The organism is Streptomyces sp. Qhu_M48 (assembly GCF_051305195.1).
Taxonomy (GTDB): domain Bacteria; phylum Actinomycetota; class Actinomycetes; order Streptomycetales; family Streptomycetaceae; genus Streptomyces.
This window is the reverse complement of sequence record NZ_CP195432.1, coordinates 6,410,574-6,428,724: the sequence shown is the minus strand read 5'-3', so window position 1 is coordinate 6,428,724 and position 18,151 is coordinate 6,410,574. Positions and strand designations below refer to the sequence as shown.

Annotated in this window: 11 protein-coding genes; 7 read left to right on the top strand and 4 right to left on the bottom strand. The window is 73.9% G+C overall.

The annotated features are described in order from the left end of the window. Nucleotides 1-12: 12 nt before the first annotated feature. The 6 genes from ACRRSS_RS28690 to glgP all read left to right on the top strand — a co-directional run bounded on the left by ACRRSS_RS28690 (nucleotide 13) and on the right by glgP (nucleotide 9,373). Nucleotides 13-1,023 carry an AraC family transcriptional regulator gene (locus ACRRSS_RS28690; RefSeq protein ID WP_435973954.1) on the top strand — a complete coding sequence of 337 codons (1,011 nt, stop codon included), beginning with the start codon at nucleotides 13-15 and terminating at the stop codon, nucleotides 1,021-1,023. Nucleotides 1,024-1,171: 148 nt separating this feature from the next. Next, nucleotides 1,172-2,602: a 4-hydroxyphenylacetate 3-hydroxylase family protein gene (locus ACRRSS_RS28685; RefSeq protein WP_435973953.1), complete on the top strand. Its 1,431-nt coding sequence runs from the start codon at nucleotides 1,172-1,174 to the stop codon at nucleotides 2,600-2,602. Next, a complete protein-coding gene (locus ACRRSS_RS28680; RefSeq protein ID WP_435973952.1) occupies nucleotides 2,599-4,050 on the top strand; it encodes an MFS transporter in 1,452 nt (483 codons plus the stop codon). Before ACRRSS_RS28685 ends, ACRRSS_RS28680 begins: the two co-directional genes overlap by 4 nt. Before the next feature lie 110 nt (nucleotides 4,051-4,160). Further along, nucleotides 4,161-5,267 (top strand): monodechloroaminopyrrolnitrin synthase PrnB family protein, encoded by a 1,107-nt coding sequence (locus ACRRSS_RS28675; protein ID WP_435973951.1) that lies wholly within the window; start codon nucleotides 4,161-4,163, stop codon nucleotides 5,265-5,267. A gap of 22 nt (nucleotides 5,268-5,289) precedes the next feature. Continuing rightward, the gene (locus ACRRSS_RS28670; protein WP_435973950.1) at nucleotides 5,290-6,669 is read left to right on the top strand and encodes an FAD-dependent monooxygenase; all 1,380 of its coding nucleotides are present in this window, start codon (nucleotides 5,290-5,292) and stop codon (nucleotides 6,667-6,669) included. Nucleotides 6,670-6,817: 148 nt separating this feature from the next. Continuing rightward, nucleotides 6,818-9,373, top strand: coding sequence for an alpha-glucan family phosphorylase (glgP, locus tag ACRRSS_RS28665; RefSeq protein ID WP_435973949.1), 2,556 nt, complete (start codon nucleotides 6,818-6,820; stop codon nucleotides 9,371-9,373). Nucleotides 9,374-9,490: 117 nt separating this feature from the next. Here glgP and ACRRSS_RS28660 read toward each other — a convergent pair whose 3' ends face one another. Further along, nucleotides 9,491-11,518, bottom strand: coding sequence for a M4 family metallopeptidase (locus ACRRSS_RS28660; RefSeq protein WP_435973948.1), 2,028 nt, complete (start codon nucleotides 11,516-11,518; stop codon nucleotides 9,491-9,493). Between the two features lie 243 nt (nucleotides 11,519-11,761). Continuing rightward, nucleotides 11,762-12,706, bottom strand: coding sequence for a TetR/AcrR family transcriptional regulator C-terminal domain-containing protein (locus tag ACRRSS_RS28655; RefSeq protein ID WP_435973947.1), 945 nt, complete (start codon nucleotides 12,704-12,706; stop codon nucleotides 11,762-11,764). Between the two features lie 124 nt (nucleotides 12,707-12,830). Here ACRRSS_RS28655 and ACRRSS_RS28650 point away from each other — a divergent pair, with 124 nt between their 5' ends. Continuing rightward, nucleotides 12,831-14,330, top strand: coding sequence for an MFS transporter (locus ACRRSS_RS28650; RefSeq protein ID WP_435973946.1), 1,500 nt, complete (start codon nucleotides 12,831-12,833; stop codon nucleotides 14,328-14,330). A 151-nt stretch (nucleotides 14,331-14,481) separates the two neighbouring features. On the opposite strand, the gene ACRRSS_RS28645 is transcribed toward ACRRSS_RS28650, so the two are convergent. Further along, nucleotides 14,482-16,314 (bottom strand): ABC transporter ATP-binding protein, encoded by a 1,833-nt coding sequence (locus tag ACRRSS_RS28645; RefSeq protein WP_435973945.1) that lies wholly within the window; start codon nucleotides 16,312-16,314, stop codon nucleotides 14,482-14,484. After that, the gene (locus ACRRSS_RS28640; RefSeq protein ID WP_435973944.1) at nucleotides 16,311-18,119 is read right to left on the bottom strand and encodes an ABC transporter ATP-binding protein; all 1,809 of its coding nucleotides are present in this window, start codon (nucleotides 18,117-18,119) and stop codon (nucleotides 16,311-16,313) included. Before ACRRSS_RS28640 ends, ACRRSS_RS28645 begins: the two co-directional genes overlap by 4 nt. Nucleotides 18,120-18,151: the final 32 nt, after the last annotated feature.

Here is an 18,151-nt window from a genome sequence, read left to right as displayed (position 1 = left end):
GAAGGATCGTCCATGGCAACCGTGGGAACCGACCGTCACGACCACCCCGACCGGCGGGGCACGCGCGAAACGCACGACGAGCACGAGGAACACGACGACCTCCTGAGCGAACTGCTCAAACCCCTCCGGCTCACCGGAGTCTTCGACAGCCGCTGGCACGTCCGCGCCCCCTGGGCCATCGAGGGCGACGCCGAACGCAGCTGCGCCGTCCTCCACTACGTCGTCGAGGGCGACTGCTGGATCACCACCGACGACGAACCCCCGCTCGAACTGCACGCCGGTGACCTCGTCGTCTTCCCCACCGGCACCGCGCACCGCCTCGCCGACCGGCCCGACCGCCAGGGCGTCCCGCTCAAGGCCGTCCTGCCCGAGCGGCAGCCCGGCACCTCCGGCGAGATCGTCATCGAGGGCAGCGGCCCCGAGAGCCGCCTCCTGTGCGCCGGGCTCCACTACGACGCCAGCGCCGCCACCGGCCTCTACACCTCGCTGCCCTGGGCGCTCGTCCTCGACGGCGCCCAGGTCGACCGCGAGCCGCTGCTCCGCGACACCCTGCGGCTGCTCGCCGCCCCCGACCGGCCCGTCGGACCCGGCGACCGGCTCATCACCCTGCGCGCCTTCGAGATGGCCCTCGTCCTCGCGCTCCGCCCGCTCCTGCGCGAACTCGCCGGGAACCCGGCCTCGCTGCCGCTGCTCCGGCACCCCGGGATCAGCCGGGCCGTCGTCATGATGGCCACCCGGTTCGCCGAACCCTGGACCATCGACGCCCTCGCCCGCGAGGTCGGCATGTCCCGCTCCGCGTTCACCGCCGCCTTCCGCGAACTGGTCGGCGACTCCCCGGCCCGGTACCTCGCCGCACGCCGGATGCAGGAGGCCGGCCGGCTGCTCACCGAGACCTCGCTCCCGCAGTCCGCCGTGCCCGACCGCGTCGGCTACCGGAGCGCCGTCGGCTTCCACCTCGCCTTCCGGAAGTGGTTCGGCGTCACCCCGGGGGAGTACCGCGCGGGAGCCGTCCCGGCCGCCTGAGCCGCTCCGGGTCGGCCGACCTGACATCTTCGGAGCCCTCTGGACGGTTCTTAAGGACCCCTGGACGGACGTTCATTGTCCCGGGGGAGTGCGCCGGACAGTCTCGGGACCGGCACAGCCGTGACACCCGAGGAGAGGCGACACACCGGTGACGAGGTCCGGGCAGGAGTATCTGGAGGGACTGCGCGACGGGCGCGAGATCTGGCTCGACGGGGAACGGGTCAAGGACGTCACCGCGCACCCCGCCTTCCGGGCCACCGCGGCCTCCCTCGCCGGGCTCTACGACCTCGCCGACGACCCCGCGCACCGCCCCGTCCTCGTCCGGGACGGGGTGCGCCGGGCCTACGCCGTCCCCCGCTCGTACGAGGACCTCGTCGCCCGCCGCCGCGCCTTCCGGACGACGGCCGAGGCCGGCTACGGCTTCCTCGGCCGCACCCCCGACTACATGGCCGCGGGCGCGGCCGGGTTCGCCGCCGCGCCCGCCGTCTTCACCGGCGGGACCTTCGACGGCGCCGGGCACGCCCTCGCCTTCCACCGCAGGCTCGCCGAGGGCGACCTGCACACCGCGTTCACCCTGACCAACCCGGCCGGCGGCACCGGCGAGGACGACCGCACCCTGCGGGTCGTCGCGGAACGGGACGGCGGGATCGTCGTCCGCGGCGCCAAGACCGTCGGCACCGGCGCGGTCTTCGCCGACGAACTCCTCGTCGGCACCATCGAACCGCTCGCCGCCGACGACACCGAGCACGCCGTCACCTTCTCCGTACGGCTCGACACCCCCGGCCTCAAGCTGATCTCCCGCACCTCCTACGAGGAACGCTCCCGGTCCGTCTTCGACCACCCGCTCTCCTCCCGGTACGACGAGAACGACGCGATGCTGGTCTGCGAGGACGTCTTCGTGCCCTGGGAACGGGTCCTCACCTACCGCGACCCGGTCACCACCGGCGCCGTCTGGTGGCAGACCCCCGCCTACCTGAACCTCGTCCACCAGTCCGCCACCCGCTTCTGGACCAAGCTGGAGTTCCTCACCGGACTCGCCATCCTGATCACCCGCTCCCACGGCACCGAGAAGCTGCCGCCCGTCACCCAGGCCCTCGGCCGGCTCCTCGGCGCGGTCGCCCAGGCCAAGGCCTTCGTCCTCGCCGCCGAGGCCTCGTACGAGCAGGTCGACGGCGGGCGCGGCGGCGTCCGCACCGGGCAGGAGATCTCCTTCGCCCAGCGGATCATGGCCGGCGAGCTCTACCCGCGCGCGATCCAGGACATCAAGCTCCTCGCGGGCGGCGCCCTCGTCCAGCTCCCCGCGAGCGGACAGGACCTCCTCCACCCCGAACTGGGGCCGCTGGTCCGCCGCTACTTCGGCACCCCCGGCCACCCCGCCGAGGACCGGATCAAGCTCCTCAAGCTCGCCTGGGACGCCCTCGGTTCCGAGTTCGCCGGCCGCCACGAACAGTACGAGCGCTTCTACCACGGCGCCCCGCACGTCTACCTGACCATGCAGACCTGGGCGGGCTCCGCGGGCGACTGCGAGAGCCTCGCGCAGGCCTGCCTCGACGGCTACGACCTCGGGACGACCCGGTGACGGCGCCACCACCGGGGCCCCGGCGCGGGGCGCTCGTCCTCCTCGCCTCCACCCAGCTGCTGCTGATCACGGACACCGCGATCGTCAACGTCGCGCTGCCCTCCGTCGGCGAGGACCTCGGCTCCGGCTCCGCCGGACTCTCCTGGGTCGCCAACGCCTACCTCATCACCTTCGGCGGACTCCTCCTCCTCGGCGGGCGCGTCGCCGACCTCCTCGGCCACCGGCGGGTCTTCCTCGGCGGCCTCGGCCTGCTGGCCGTCGCCTCCGCCGCCGGTGGTCTCGCCCCCGGCGCCGACGCCCTCGTCGCCGCCCGCGCCGTCCAGGGGGGCGGCGCCGCCCTCGCCGCGGCCGCCGCCTTCGCCCTGCTGCTCCTGCTCTTCCCCGACGGCCCCGCCCGGCACCGGGCACTCGGCGCGTTCGCCGCGATGGGCGGCCTCGGCGGAGTCCTCGGCACGGTCCTCGGCGGCGTCCTCACCGACCTCCTCGGCTGGCGCTCCACGTTCTGGCTGAACGTCCTGCTCGCGGCGGTGCTCGCCGTCCTCGCCCTCCGCGTCCTCGACCACCGCACCGGCCGCCCCCGCCCGGGCGGCTTCGACCTCGCCGGAGCGCTCACCGCGACCGCCGGACTCGGGCTCCTCGCCTACGCGCTGGTCGGCGCGGCGGAGGCCGGGTGGCTGTCCGTCCGCACCCTCGGCGCCGGAGGAGCGGGGCTCGCGCTGCTCCTCGCCTTCGCCGCCGCCGAGCACCGCGCCGCCGCGCCGCTCGTCCCGCCCGAGTTCCTGACCCGGCCCGCACCGCGCCTCGCCAACGTCCTGGCCGCACTCGCCCAGACGACGTTGTTCCCGATGTTCTTCCTGGTCAGCCTCTACCTGCAGAGCGTCCTCGGGTACCCGCCCCTCGACGGCGGCCTCGGCCTGCTGCCCCTGTCGCTCGTCGTCGTCGCCCTCGCCCCGCAGACCGGCCGGATCATCCACCGGCTCGGCCTGCACCGGACGATGACCCTCGGCTTCGTCCTGCTGTGCGCCGGGTCCCTCTGGCTGGCCCTGGCGCTCACCCCGGACGGCACCTTCGCGAGCACCGTCCTCGCCCCGAGCCTCCTCCTCGGCGCCGCCCTGCCGCTCGTCATGGTCACCACCAACGTGGCGGCCACCGCGGACGCGGCGCCCGAGGAGACCGGACTCGCCTCCGGACTCGTCAACACCTGCCAGCAGTTCGGCTCGGTCCTCGGTCTCGCCGTCCTGGTGGCCGTCGCCACCGGCCGAACCGAGGGCGTCGACGCCGCCCGGACGGTCGCGGAGACCTCCGGCCACCGCGCGGCCCTGCTCACGGGCGCCGGGTTCGCCGCGGTGGCCGCCCTCCTCTCGCTCCGTCTCCACCGGGCGAGACCCACCCACGCCGACGACCCCCACCGCAGGCGAGCGACCCGAAGGGGCGCGCGGCTGTCGTGAGGGAGAGCGTGCGGAGGCCCCGGGCAACGGGGGACCGAGCACGGCCGGCCGTCGGCAACCGCAGCAGCGCCCCGGAGGCGAACGAGCCCACGAAGAGAAGGAGCCCCGTCTTGCTCGGCGACCCGCGTCACCGCACCGAGGACATACGCGCCGCCGACCCGCTCGGCGCCGACGCCCTGCTCGCCGCCGTGCCCGCCATGAACGCGGACGCCGACGTCGCCGCGCTGACCGTCGCACTGCGCACCCTCGTGCCCGATCCCGACCGGGCCGCGCAGTGGAGCGTCGGCCACGCCCTGGCCGCGATGCGCGACCTCGGCATCCTGCTGGGCTCCCTGAAGCGGCACGGCGTACAGCCCCTCGCCGCCGTCCCCGAGGCGCTGCCCGTCCTCGAACTCCTCGGGCTCCGCACCGACATGGTGCCCCGGGACACGGTGCACCACTACACCACCTGGAACCCGCCGGGCCCGCGCCGCCGCTCGTACACCGGCCATCCGACGGAGGCCCGCCTCCAGGAGGCCGTACGGATGGTCTTCCCCGGTCTGGTCCGCGCCCTCGACGACTGCGGCCTGGTCGCCCGCCTCGAACCGTACGACCCCCGCTTCGCGGCCGCCCTCGACCGGGTGGCCCACCACGTCCGGGCGATGGTCGACGCCATCGACCTCACCGTGGCGCAGGTGTCACCCGAGTACTTCGCCCTCACCCTGCGGCCGTACTTCGAGGAGGTCGAGGTGGCCGGCCGCGACTACCTGGGCCCGGCCGCCGCCCAGGTCCCGCTCTGGCTGGTCGATCTGACGCTGTGGCAGTGCGACCGCTCGGACCCCGCCTACGACGCCTTCCTCGCCGAGTCCGTGCCCTACGCGCTGCCCGCCTGGCGCGCGTTCCACGCCCGGCACCGGGGCGGGGTGTCGGCGGTGAGCAAACTGTCGGCCGCGGTGAGCTGGGAGGGCGCCGGCCGGCTGCCGCCCTCGCTCACCGCGTCCGCGCAGGCGCTGGGCCGGGTCCTCCGCCTCCTGAAGACCTTCCGCGCCCGGCACCTCGGCCTCGCCCGCAAGGCGTACAGCGAGGACGTGCGGCTGTACGAGGAGGGCAGCGGCGGGGCCCCGGTCGCGCTGCTGCGCTCGATCCTGGATCTGACCAGGGAGAACGAGACCATGGTGCGCCGCGCGAGCGTGCGGCGCCGTCCCGCAGGGGCCCCAGTCGGGCCGTCGGCCGCGTAGCGGCGTCGAAGGAGCAGTCGAGATGTCCCCCCACACCCCCTCCCGTGCGTACGGACGCGGCTCCGCCGCCCCCTCCTACGGACAGAGCCCGCACATCGTGATCGCCGGCGGCGGCGTCGCCGGGCTCACCGCCGCCCTCGCCCTGCACGCCGCCGGATTCGAACGGGTGACGGTCGTCGAGGCGGCGCCCGCGATCCGCCCGGTGGGTGCCGGGCTCAACCTGATGCCGAACGCGGTCCGCGAACTGGACGCGCTCGGCCTGCTCGACGCCCTGGAGGCGGGCGCCCTGCGCACCCGCGAGCTGCGCTACTACCACCGCTCGGGCGCGCTGATATCCCGGGAACCGCGCGGACTGGGCGCCGGCTACCGCTGGCCCCAGCTCTCGGTCCACCGCGGCCACCTCCAGCAGGTCCTCGCGGGGGCGGTACGGGCCAGGCTCGGGCCCGCCGCCCTGGTCACCGGCGTCCGGGTGACCGGGCTCGAACTGTCGCCGGACGGGCGGCCGCGGCTGCGGCTCGAACACCGGGACGGCGCCGTCCGGGGCCGCGCCTCGCTGGAACCGGACGTCCTCGTCGGCGCGGACGGCATCCGCTCGGCCGTACGGGCCGCGCTGCACCCGGGGGAGGGCGGACCGCCCTGGAACGGGACTCTGGTGTGGCGGGGCGTCTCCCGGATGCCGGCGCGGGCCGTGGGCTCGTTCATGTTCATCGCGGGCGACGACCGGCAGAAGGCCGTCGTGTACCCGATGAGCCGGCCCACCGGACCCGGCCGCGAGGTCCTGGTGAACTGGGCGCTCGCCCGCCCCGCGGAAGGCACCTGCGGGACCCGCGCGTTCACCGGCTCCGGCGAGGAGCGGTTCCACGGCGACTGGAACCGTCCCGTCCCCGTCGAGACCTTCCTCCCCTTCTACGAGGGCTGGGAGTTCGACGGCGTCAGCGTCCCCGACCTCCTGCGCGCCGCCGACTCCGCGCACGAGTACCCCATGGTCGACCGCGAGCCCCTGGACCGCTGGACGCACGGCCGCACCACCCTCATCGGCGACGCCGCCCACGCCATGTACCCGATCGGCTCCAACGGGGCGACCCAGTCCATCGTGGACGCGCGCGCCCTCGCCCACGCCCTCGCCCGGCACCGCGACCCCGCCGAGGGCCTTGCCGCCTACGAACGCGAACGCCGCCCCGTCACCACCGCGCTCCAGCGGGCCAACCGGGAACTCGGCCCCGAGGTCGTCATCAACCTCGCCCACGCGCGCGCCCCGCAGGGCTTCACCGACATCCACGACGTCATCCCCGCCGAGGAACTCGCCGCCATCGCCGGCCGGTACGCCGCCACCGGCGCCTTCGACCCGACGGCCGTGAACCAGGGCTCCCCGTACGAGGTCCCGCTCCCGGCCATCGGCTGACCCGTCCTCCCCGCCGGACGACACGCGCCCCGTCGCTCCCACGCGCCGTGGCCCGGCAGGGCGTCGTGCCCTAACGTCGGAGCGGAACGACGGACGCACAGCGTGGTGCGTCCACTCCGCTCCGTACTCGCCTGCGAAGGTGGAACGCGTGAAGGCAATCCGTCGATTCACCGTGCGTCCCGTCCTCCCCGACACCCTTCGACCCCTCGCCGACCTCGCGCACAACCTGCGCTGGTCCTGGCACGAGCCCACCCGGGCCCTCTTCGACTCCCTGGCGCCCGAGGGCCCCTCCGGAGCCGACCCCGTCCGGATCCTCGGCACCCTCGAAGCCCCCCGGCTCGCCGCGCTCGCCGCCGACCCGGAGTTCCTGGCCCGGCTGCGGTCCGCCGCCGAGGACCTCGACACCTATCTCCACGCCCCCCGCTGGTACCAGCGCCAGCCGGGTGAACCCCCCGCCGCCCTCGCCTACTTCTCGCCCGAGTTCGGTGTCGCCGCCGCGCTGCCCCAGTACTCCGGCGGCCTCGGCATCCTCGCCGGCGACCACCTCAAGTCCGCCAGCGACCTCGGCGTCCCCCTCATCGGCGTCGGCCTGCTCTACCGGCACGGCTACTTCCGCCAGTCCCTCGGCCGCGACGGCTGGCAGCAGGAGCAGTACCCCGTCCTCGACCCCGGCGAGCTGCCCGTCTCCCTGCTCCGCGAGGCCGACGGCACCCCCGCCAGGATCACCCTCGCCCTGCCCGGCGGGCGCAGCCTGCACGCCCACCTCTGGATCGCCCGCGTCGGCCGGGTCCCGCTCCTCATGCTCGACTCCGACGTCGAGGAGAACGCCCCCGGCGAACGGAGCGTCACCGACCGGCTGTACGGCGGCGGCAGCGAGCACCGGCTCCTCCAGGAGATGCTGCTCGGCATCGGCGGCGTCCGCGCCGTCCGTACGTACACCCGGCTCACCGGCACCCCCGCCCCCGAGGTCTTCCACACCAACGAAGGCCACGCCGGCTTCCTGGGCCTCGAACGCATCCGCGAACTCCAGGGGGAGGGGCTCGACTTCGACAGCGCCCTGGAGACCGTCCGCGCCGGGACCGTCTTCACCACCCACACCCCCGTCCCGGCCGGCATCGACCGCTTCGAACGGAGCCTGGTCGCCCGCCACCTCGGCCAGGACGGCGCGCTGCCCGGTGTCGACACCGGACGGGTCCTCGCCCTCGGTGACGAGACCGCGCTCGGCGGCGAACCCGGCGTCTTCAACATGGCCGCCATGGGCCTGCGCCTCGCCCAGCGCGCCAACGGCGTCTCCACCCTCCACGGGGCCGTCAGCCGATCCATGTTCGCCGGGCTCTGGCCGGGCTTCGACGCCGACGAGGTGCCGATCGGCTCCATCACCAACGGCGTCCACGCCCCCACCTGGGTCGCCCCCGAGGTCGGCCGGCTCGGCCCCGATCCCGCCGACGGGGAGCTGTGGGCGCTGCGCCGAACCCTGCGCGAACGGCTCGTGACCGACGTACGGGAGAGGCTGCGGGCCTCCTGGCTCCAGCGCGGGGCCGCAGCCGCCGAACTCGGCTGGACCGACTCCGTCCTCGACCCCGACGTCCTCACCATCGGCTTCGCCCGCCGGGTCCCCTCGTACAAGCGGCTCACCCTCATGCTCCGGGACAAGGACCGGCTGCGGGCCCTGCTGCTCCACCCCGAGCGGCCCGTGCAGCTCGTCGTCGCCGGCAAGGCGCACCCGGCCGACGACGGCGGGAAGCGGCTCGTGCGGGAACTCGTCCGGTTCGCCGACGACCCCCGGGTCCGGCACCGGATCGTCTTCCTGCCCGACTACGGCATGGAGATGGCGCGGGGTCTCTACCCGGGCTGCGACGTCTGGCTCAACAACCCGCTGCGCCCCCTGGAGGCCTGCGGCACCAGCGGGATGAAGGCGGCCCTCAACGGCTGCCTCAACCTCTCCGTCCTCGACGGCTGGTGGGACGAGTGGTTCGAGCCCGACTTCGGCTGGGCCATCCCGACCGCCGACGGGGCGGCCGCCGCCGACGAGGACCGCCGCGACGACCTGGAGGCCTCCGCCCTCTACGAGCTGATCGAACGCCGGGTCGCGCCCCGCTTCTACGACCGCGGCCCCGACGGCGTCCCGGCCGACTGGACGGCGATGGTCCGGCGCACCCTCACCGACCTCGGCCCGAAGGTGCTCGCCGACCGGATGGTCCGCGAGTACGTCGAGCGGCTCTACGTCCCGGCCGCCGCCGCCCGCCGGGCGCTCACCCCGGACCGGGCGCGGGACCTCGCCGCCTGGAAGACGCGGGTACGGGAGGCCTGGCCCCGGGTGACCGTCGACCACGTCGAGGTCGGCGACGGGCTCGTGGACGACCTCGCGGACGCGGAGCTCGGCGCGACCCCGGTCGTCCGGGTCCGGGTCGCGCTCGGCGCGCTCGGCGCCGACGACGTCGAGGTGCAGGCCGTCACCGGCCGGGTCGACGCCGACGACACCCTCGCCGAGCCCCGCGCCGTCCCGCTGAAGCCGGCGGGTGGCCCGGACCTGGACGGCCGGCAGCCGTACGCGGGCACCCTGGAACTCGACCGCACCGGTACCTTCGGCTGCACGGTCCGGGTCCGGCCCACCCATCCGCTCCTCGCCCACCCCTCCGAACTGGGCCTGGTGGCCCTGCCGGAGGAGTCGACGGGGGAGGGGGCGGGGGTCCTGCTGAGGTAGCCCCGCGCCCGGACACGCCCTCCCGGGGCAGTACACGCGGGCAGGCGGAAGCCCCGGGGGCGTGGCCCCCGGGGCTTCCTTCACTTCAGCGCACCGCCGTGCGCCGTCGCTCCCGGGTTACGGGAACGTCAGCTTGAAGTTGTTGATGTAGCCGGTGTCGGCCGCGGCCTTGTCCTGGACGCGGAGCTTCCAGGCGCCGTTCGCGACCTCGGAGGAGGCGTTCACGGTGTAGGCCTGGACGATGTTGTCGGCGCTGCCGCCGGTCCGGTTGTGCAGGTTGTAGACCGAGCCGTCGGGTGCGACGAGGTCCACGACGAGGTCACCCTTGTAGGTGTGGACGATGTCCACGTCCACCTTGAGGGCGGAGGGCGCGTTGCCCGTGACGCCGGTGACGTTGACCGTGGAGGTCACCGCCGCGCCGTTGTCCGGGACGGACACGTCGGCCGCGTTCTCGAAGACCTTGCCGGGCTGCGGCTCCCCGCCGCCGGGGCGGGTTCCGACGTTCACGCCGGCCCAGGCGTGCTGGACCGCGAGCACCTCGGGGCTGTTGGCGCCGTACAGCTCGGTGGCCACCGCGACGGTGCCCGTGCGGGCGCCGGCGTAGTTGGTGGAGGAGTTGAACTTGGTGGTGAGGGCCTTGAACCAGATCAGCGAGGCCTTGTCACGGCCGATGCCGGTGACGGGCAGACCGTCCGAGGTCGGCGAGTCGTAGTTCACGCCGTTGACGGTCTTGACGCCGCTGCCCTCGGAGAGCAGGTAGTACCAGTGGTTCGCCGGACCCGAGGAGTAGTGGACGTCGACGCTGCCGATGCCGGAGTACCAGTAGTCCTTGGACGAGCCGTCCTTGCTGGGCTTGTCCATGTACCGGAGCGGGGTGCCGTTGCCGCGGATGTCGATCTTCTCGCCGACGAGGTAGTCGCCCTGGTCCTGGGCGTTGTTGGCGTAGAACTCGACGGCCGCCGCGAAGATGTCCGAGGTGGCCTCGTTGAGACCGCCGGACTCACCGCTGTAGACCAGGCCGGCGGTGACCGAGGTGAGGCCGTGCGTCATCTCGTGGGCGGCCACGTCGATGGAGGTCAGCGGCTTGGTGTTGCCCGCGCCGTCGCCGTACGTCATGCAGAAGCAGGAGTCCTGCCAGAAGGCGTTGACGTAGGCGTTGCCGTAGTGGACCCGGGAGTACGCGCCGACGCCGTCACCACGGATGCCGGAGCGGCCGTGCACGTTCTTGTAGTAGTCCCAGGTGAGCGCGGCGCCGTAGTGCGCGTCGGCGCCCGCGGTCTCGAGGTTCGCCGGGGTGCCGTTGCCCCAGACGTCGTCGGTCCCGGAGAAGAGCGTTCCGGTGCCGGACGTACCCCGGTTGAGGTTGTACGTCTTGTGGTTGCCACGGGTGGTGTCGGTCAGCGTGTACGAGGGCGCGGTGCCGAGGGTGACCGTGCCGCTGTACTGCGTGTTTCCGGTGCCGTTGTGCACGGCCTGCCACTCGTAGAGCTTCGCGCCGGACTTGGCGTCCGTCACGACGTGCAGCTCGTTCGGGGTGCCGTCGTGCTGGAGGCCGCCGACGACGGTCTCGTACGCGAGGACGGGGGCGCCCGAGGCCAGCCAGACGACCTTGCGCGGCGCGCGGTCGGCCTTGGCCTTCTCGGAGCCGTCCGCCTGGGCGAGGCCGACGGCCTGCTTCTCGGCGGCGGCCGGGGCCAGGGTGGCGGTGGTGGAGATGTTCCCGAGCTCCGCGCGGGAGGACCTGGTGACACCGGTGGTGGTGCCGGCCTTGGTCTCGGCGACGATCAGGTCGCCGCCCAGGACGGGAAGTCCGGCGTAGGTCCGCTCGTAGCGCGTGTGGGTCGTGCCGTCGCGGTCCTGCACGACGTCGCGGACGACCAGCTTCTCCTGGGCGCCGAGGCCGAGGGTCTTGGCCGTGGCCGCCTTGTCGGCGTCCGCCGCCTTGATGAGCGCGGTGCGCTCGGCGGGGGTGAGGTCGGCCGGGAGCTTGCCGGGGTTCGCCGAGGTGCCCTGCTGGGCCTTGGGGGCGATGGTCCAGGGGGCGTCTGCCGCGGTGGCGGCACCCGTCTGGACGCTCACGGCGAGCATGGCGGCGGCTATCAGGGCGCCGGTCGCGGTGGCGCGACGGCTGGGCGTGGATCTCACGCAGACTCCTTCTTGCGAGGGGGGTACCGGCGGACTGGGTGGGGTCCGTCCGGGCGGAGCAAGCAGAGCTGTGGAGCACGTTCAGGTGACGCGGACTCGTTCTGGTGACGCGGACTCGTTCGGGTGAAGAGGTGAACTGTGGTGCGAAGAGCCGGGGAGAGAGTGACAGGAATGACGGGGACCTGTCATGAGTGCGTCGGCAAGTTGGCCGGAAATCGTCCGCTGCCCGTAAGGTCGTGTTCGTTAACCGGACGTTTCGTCGATCATGGACGCGATGCCGTCCAGTGTTCGCCCGAGCCCGAATTCGAAGAGCGTCCGCAGATCGAGACCGTACCCGCCGCCGCTCGCCACCGAGGCCAACTCCGGGTAGGAGCCCGCCGATTGGATCGCGTCGAATCGTGGCTCGTTCTGTTCCATCCACTCGCTGTCGGAGATGCCCGAATCCTGGCGTGCCTGCTCCTCCATGTCGTCCGCCATCGACAGGCCCTGGATGTACGCCAGGATCGCCAGATGGGTGTGGAGCTTCTGGGTGGGAGTCAGGGGCGTGCCGCGCAGCGCCCGTAGCACCCACTCCGTGTACGCCATCGCGTTCGGCGTCGCGACCGGCCTCGTGAACGAGGCCATCGTGTGGGTCAGCCACGGGTGGCGCGCGTACACGTCGCGCAGCCAGCGCGCACCCCGCTCCAGGCCTGTCCGCCAGTGCGCCGGGACGGGGCCGAGGGGGACCTCCCCGCACGCCACGTCCGTCATCAGACGGACCAGCTCCGCCTTGCCCGCGACGTGGCGGTAGAGCGTCATCGTCGAGACGCCCAGGATCGTCGCCACCCGACGCATCGTCAGGGCGTGCAGGCCTTCCGCGTCCGCGAGGCCGAGAGCCGCCGTGACCACCTCCCCCCGGGTGAGGGCGGGCGGCGACCTGGGCGCGTCCGGGGGTGCGGACGGGGCCGGGGCCGGACGGGCCGGCGCCCGCCCGCCCGCCGTCACCACCGTGCCCACCCCCGGCTCCGGGCGCGCCAGGCCCTCCTGGCGCAGCACCGCCAGCGCCTTCGTCGCCGTCGCCATGGCCACGCCCCACTCGCGCGTGATCGCCCGCGTGGACGGCAGTCTGTCCCCGGGCGCCAGCTCGCCCAGCCGGACGCGGCGGCGGAGCTCGGCGGCGATGGCGAGGTAGGGCGGCAGGGTCGTCATGGCCAGAGTGTACTAGTGCGCCCCGGAAGGGGTCCGAGGCTCTGAGCTTCTCTGTTTCGGGGGTTGTCGCGGGTGCACTAGGGCGGGGGTGGCGGTGTACACGTACCGCTGTTTCCCTCCCCTCATGACACTCACCTCAAGCACCGGACCGACGACCGGACCCGGACCCGGACCCGTGCGCGCCGGACGGCGGGAGTGGGGCGCGCTCGGCGTCCTCATGCTGCCGCTGCTCCTCGTCTCCATGGACATCTCCGTCCTCTACTTCGCCGTCCCCGCCATCAGCGCCGACCTGCGGCCCGGAGCCACCGAACAGCTCTGGATCCTCGACACCTACGGCTTCGTCCTCGCCGGGCTCCTCGTCACCATGGGAGCGCTCGGAGACCGGATCGGGCGCCGGCGGGTCCTGCTCGGCGGGGCCGCGCTGTTCGGGGTCGCCTCCGTCGCCGCCGCGTACGCCGGGAGTCCGGGTGCCCTCATCGGCGCCCGTGCGCTGCTCGGGGTCGCCGGGGCCTGTCTCATGCCGGCCACCCTCGCCCTCATCCGGGTCCTGTTCGTGGATCCGGGCCAGCGCGCCAAGGCCGTCACGCTCTGGACGTCGGTGATGGCGAGCGGCATCGCCCTCGGGCCGGTCGTCAGCGGCGCCCTCGTCGAGCACTTCTGGTGGGGGTCGGTGTTCCTCGTCAACCTGCCGGCCATGGCGCTGCTCCTGGTGCTGGGGCCGTTGCTGCTTCCCGAGTCCAGGGGCGAGGGCGGCGGTGGGCGGTTCGACGTGGTCAGCGCCCTGCTCTCGCTCGGGGCCGTGCTGCCGGTGATCCACGGGATCAAGGAGGTCGCCAAGGACGGGTGGGCGCCGCTTCCGGTGGCGGGAGTGGCGGCCGGGGTGCTGCTCGCCGTCGTGTTCGCGCGTCGGCAGGGGCGGGTCGCCCACCCCATGGTGGACCTGGGACTCTTCCGGAACCGGGCCTACGGCGGGGCCGTTCTCGTCAACCTGCTCGCCATGGTGGCGACCGTGGGGTACGCCGTCTTCCTCACCCAGTACCTGCAGTCCGTCCTGGGGCGCAGCCCGTTCGAGGCGGCGCTGTGGAGCCTCGTGCCGACCGCCGGTGTCCTCGTCGCCGCTCCCTTGGCGGCGGGCATCGCCCGGCGGGTGGAGCGGGCGTACGTGATGGGGGCGGGGTTCCTCGTCGCCGCCGGGGGGTTCTCGTGGCTCGTCGGGATCGATCGCGGCACACCGCTCTGGGGCGTCCTCGTGGCCGGAGCCGTGTACGCCGGTGGGCTCGTCTCCGCCATGACCCTCGCCAACGAGCTGGCGCTCGGCGCGGCTCCGCCCGAGCGGGCCGGGTCCGCCGCCGCCGTGCTCGAATCGGGGCAGGAGCTCGGCGGGGCGCTCGGCATGGCCGTTCTCGGATCGGTGGGCGCGGCCGTCTACACCGCCGCGATGCCCGCGTCCGCGCCGGCCGCGGCGCGCGAGACGCTCGGCGGCGCGCTGGCCTTCGGGCCCCCGGTGGTGGACGCCGCGCGCTCCGCCTTCGTCGAGGCCATGGGCGGGGTGGCCCTGGGCGCCGCGGTGGTGATGGTGGGGGCCGCGGTGCTGGCCGTCGTCCTGCTGCGCCCCCGGCGCTGACACCTCGCGGGTGCGCGGCGGGGTATCGACGCGAGCCCCCGGGGTGGTGCGGCGGGCTGTCGACGCCGAGCACCCCCGCGGGGACGGCGGTGGGAGCCGCCCCCGGCTCCCACCGCCGTCGTGCGTCAGCGGCCCCCACCGCCGTCGTGCGTCAGCCCACCAGGCTCTCGCGCCAGGCCCGGTGCAGCCCCGCGTAGTGGCCCTCGTCGGAGACGAGCGCCGAGGGCGTGCCGTCCTCGACGATCCGGCCCGCCTCCATGACGAGGACCCGGTCCGCCACCTCGACCGTGGAGAGGCGGTGGGCGATCACCACGGCCGTACGGCCGGCCAGGACCGTGTCCATCGCCTTCTGCACCGCCCGCTCTCCCGGCACGTCCAGGGAGCTGGTCGCCTCGTCGAGGATCAGGACCGCCGGGTCCGCCAGGAGGGCGCGGGCGAAGGCCACCAGCTGCCGCTGGCCGGCGGAGATGCGGCCGCCGCGCTTGCGGACGTCCGTGTCGTAGCCGTCCGGGAGGCCGGTGATGAACTCGTGCGCGCCGATGGCGCGGGCCGCCCCCTCGATCTCCTCCCGGGTCGCGTCCGGGCGGCCGATCGCGATGTTGTCGGCGATCGTCCCCGAGAAGAGGAACGCCTCCTGCGTGACCATGACGACGCCCCGGCGGAGTTCCGGAGTGGACAGGTCACGGAGGTCCACGCCGTCGAGCCGGACCTCGCCGTCCGTGGGGTCGTAGAAGCGGGCGAGGAGCTTGGCGAGGGTCGACTTGCCCGCGCCCGTCGCGCCCACCACGGCGACCGTCTGGCCCGGGGGGATCGTCAGGTCGAAGGCGGGGAGGATCTCGCCGCCCGTGCGGTAGGCGAAGCGGACCCCGTCGAAGACGACCTCGCGGCCCGGGGCCCCGGTGCGGCCGGGGAGTTCCCTGGGCGCCGTCGTCTCCGGTACGCCCGGTTCCTGGGCCAGCAGGCCCGCGATCTTGGTGAGGGACGCCGCCGCCGACTCGTACGAGTTGAGGAACATGCCGAGGCGGTCGATCGGGTCGTACAGGCGCCGCATGTACAGGACCGCCGCGGCCAGGACGCCCAGTTCCAGGGAGCCCGAGGCCACCCGGTAGGCGCCCCACAGGCACATGCCGGCGACCGCCGTGTTCGCGACGAGCCGTGAGCCGACGACGTAGCGGGCCATCTCCAGGAGCGCGTCGCCGTTGCTGCGCTCGTGGCGGTGGTTGAGCGCGGCGAACTCGGTCTCGTTCACCCGCTCCCGGCGGAACGCCCGGACGGGGCGGATGCCGTTCATCGTCTCCGCGAACTTCACGATCACGCCCGCGATGGCCGTGGAACGTTCGGCGTAGACCGCTCCCGCCCGCTTCCGGTAGAGGCGCACCAGGAGGTACAGCGGGAGGAAGGAGACGACCGCCACCGCGCCGATGCCCAGGTCCAGCCAGAGGAGGATGACGGAGATCGACGCGAAGGAGAGCACCACGCCGATCAGTTCCTGGAGGCCCTCGGAGAGGAGTTCCCGGAGCGACTCGACGTCCGTGGTCGAGCGGGAGATCAGCCGGCCCGAGGTGTAGCGCTCGTGGAAGTCGACGCTGAGTATCTGGGCGTGGCGGAAGATCCGGCCGCGGAGGTCGAGGAGGACGTCCTGGTTGATACGGGCCGCCCCGCGGACGAAGACGTACTGGAGGACGCCCGAGAGCGCCGCGCAGAGGAGGTAGCCGAGCCCCACCGCGACGACCGGTCCGTGGTCGCCGGCGCGGAACGCGGGGACGCCCCGGTCGATCGCGTACGCGACGAGGAGCGGGCCCGCCTGGACCGCCCCCTCCTTGACGAGCAGGACCAGGGCCGCGACGGAGACGCGGGCCCGGTGCGCGGCCAGCAGCGAACGGAGCAGGGCGCCCGTCGCCCCGCGGGGTGCGGGCAGGTCGTCGCGGTCGAAGGGGTCGCCGTCCGTGGCCCGCTGCTGGGGGAGCGTGGTGGTGTCCGTCATCGGTTCCCGTCCTCGGCCTTGCCTTCGCCGGACATCAGCCAGGCGTACTCCTCGCTGCTCCGCAGCAGTTCCTGATGGGTGCCGACGGCCGCGATCCGGCCCTCGGACAGCAGCGCCACCCGGTCGGCCAGCATCACGGTCGACGGGCGGTGCGCCACGACCAGCGCCGTCGTCTCCCGCAGCACCTCCCGCAGGGCCGCTTCGACGCGTGCCTCCGTGTGGACGTCGAGGGCGGAGAGCGGGTCGTCCAGCACCAGGAAGCGGGGGCGGCCGACGACCGCCCGGGCCAGGGCGAGCCGCTGGCGCTGGCCGCCGGAGAGGCTCAGGCCCTGCTCGCCGACCTGGGTCGCGGCGCCCTCGGGCAGCCGGTCGACGAAGCCGTCGGCCTGGGCCACGCCCAGGGCGCGCCGCAGCTCCGGGTCGCCCGCCGTCCCGTCGGCGCCCATGAGGACGTTCTCCCCGACGCTGGCGGAGAAGAGGGTGGGTTCCTCGAAGGCCATCGACACCAGGGACCGCAGCCGTTCGCGCTCCATCCGGGCGATGTCCTCGCCGTCGAGGAGGATGCGGCCGCCGGACGCCTCGTGCAGTCTCGGTACGAGGGCGGTGAGCGTGGTCTTGCCGGAGCCGGTGCCGCCGACCAGGGCCAGCGTCTCGCCGGGGCGGATGTGCAGGTCGATGCCGTCCAGGACGGGCGGGGAGTCCTCCGGGGCGTCCGGGTAGCGGAACGTCACGCCTTCGAAGCGCACACCGGCGGGACCGTCCGCCGTGTCCGTCCCGGCGGGGGTGTCCGGTTCCTCCTCGGCGTCCATCACCTCGAAGTACCGTTCCGTCGCGGTCGCCGCCTCCTGGCTCATCGCGAGCAGGAAGCCGATCGACTCCACCGGCCAGCGCAGCGCCAGGGCCGTGGACAGGAACGCGACGAGTGTGCCCGCCGACAGGTCCCCGTCCGCGACCCGCACGGTGCCGAGCACCAGGGCCGCACCGATGGCCAGCTCGGGGACGACGGTGATGACCGCCCAGATCATGGCGAGCAGGCGGGCCTTGACCAGCTCCGTGCCGCGCAGCCCCTCGGCCAGGTCGCGGAAGGCCTTCGCCTGGCTGCGGTGGCGGCCGAAGCCCTTGACGACGCGGATGCCGAGGACGCTCTCCTCGACGACCGTCGTCAGATCGCCCACCTGGTCCTGCGCGCGGCGCGCCACCGTGCCGTACTTGCCCTCGAAGACCGAGCAGACGATCACCAGGGGGATGACGGGGGTGAGGAGGACGAGCCCGAGGGACCAGTCCTGGGCGAGCAGCAGGACGTAACCCGCGAGGATCGTCACACCGTTGACCAGGAGGAACGTCAGCGGGAAGGCCAGGAACATCCGGACCAGCATCAGGTCGGTCGTGCCGCGCGAGAGCAGCTGCCCGGACGCCCACCGGTCGTGGAAGGCGATCGGCAGCCGCTGCAGCCTGCCGTACAGGTCGGCCCGCATCCGTGCCTCGACGCCGGACAGCGGCCGGGCCACCAGCCAGCGCCGGTACCCGAAGAGCAGCGCCTCGGCGACGCCGAGCAGCAGCAGGTAGAGGGCGCCCAGCCACACCCCGCCCGGGTCCCGGTCCGCGACGGGGCCGTCGACCAGCCACTTCAGGACGAGCGGGATGACCAGCGACAGACAGGAGGCGACGACCGCGACGACCGCGGCGGTGAACAGACGCCCCCGCACGGGCCGCACGTACGGCCAGAGACGGAGCAGCACCCGGACCGCGGAGCGGTCGGGGGCGTCGGGGGCGGGGGGCTCTGGGGCGACAGGTTTCTCGGGCATCAGGCCCGACCATACGGTTCACCACTGACACG

Coding starts and splice junctions, on each gene's coding strand:
- ACRRSS_RS28690 (WP_435973954.1), top strand. CDS start 13: ATGGCAACCGTGGGAACCGACCGTCACGACCACCCCGACCGGCGGGGC.
- ACRRSS_RS28670 (WP_435973950.1), top strand. CDS start 5,290: ATGTCCCCCCACACCCCCTCCCGTGCGTACGGACGCGGCTCCGCCGCC.
- ACRRSS_RS28655 (WP_435973947.1), bottom strand. CDS start 12,706: ATGACGACCCTGCCGCCCTACCTCGCCATCGCCGCCGAGCTCCGCCGC.
- ACRRSS_RS28650 (WP_435973946.1), top strand. CDS start 12,831: ATGACACTCACCTCAAGCACCGGACCGACGACCGGACCCGGACCCGGA.
- ACRRSS_RS28645 (WP_435973945.1), bottom strand. CDS start 16,314: ATGACGGACACCACCACGCTCCCCCAGCAGCGGGCCACGGACGGCGAC.
- ACRRSS_RS28640 (WP_435973944.1), bottom strand. CDS start 18,119: ATGCCCGAGAAACCTGTCGCCCCAGAGCCCCCCGCCCCCGACGCCCCC.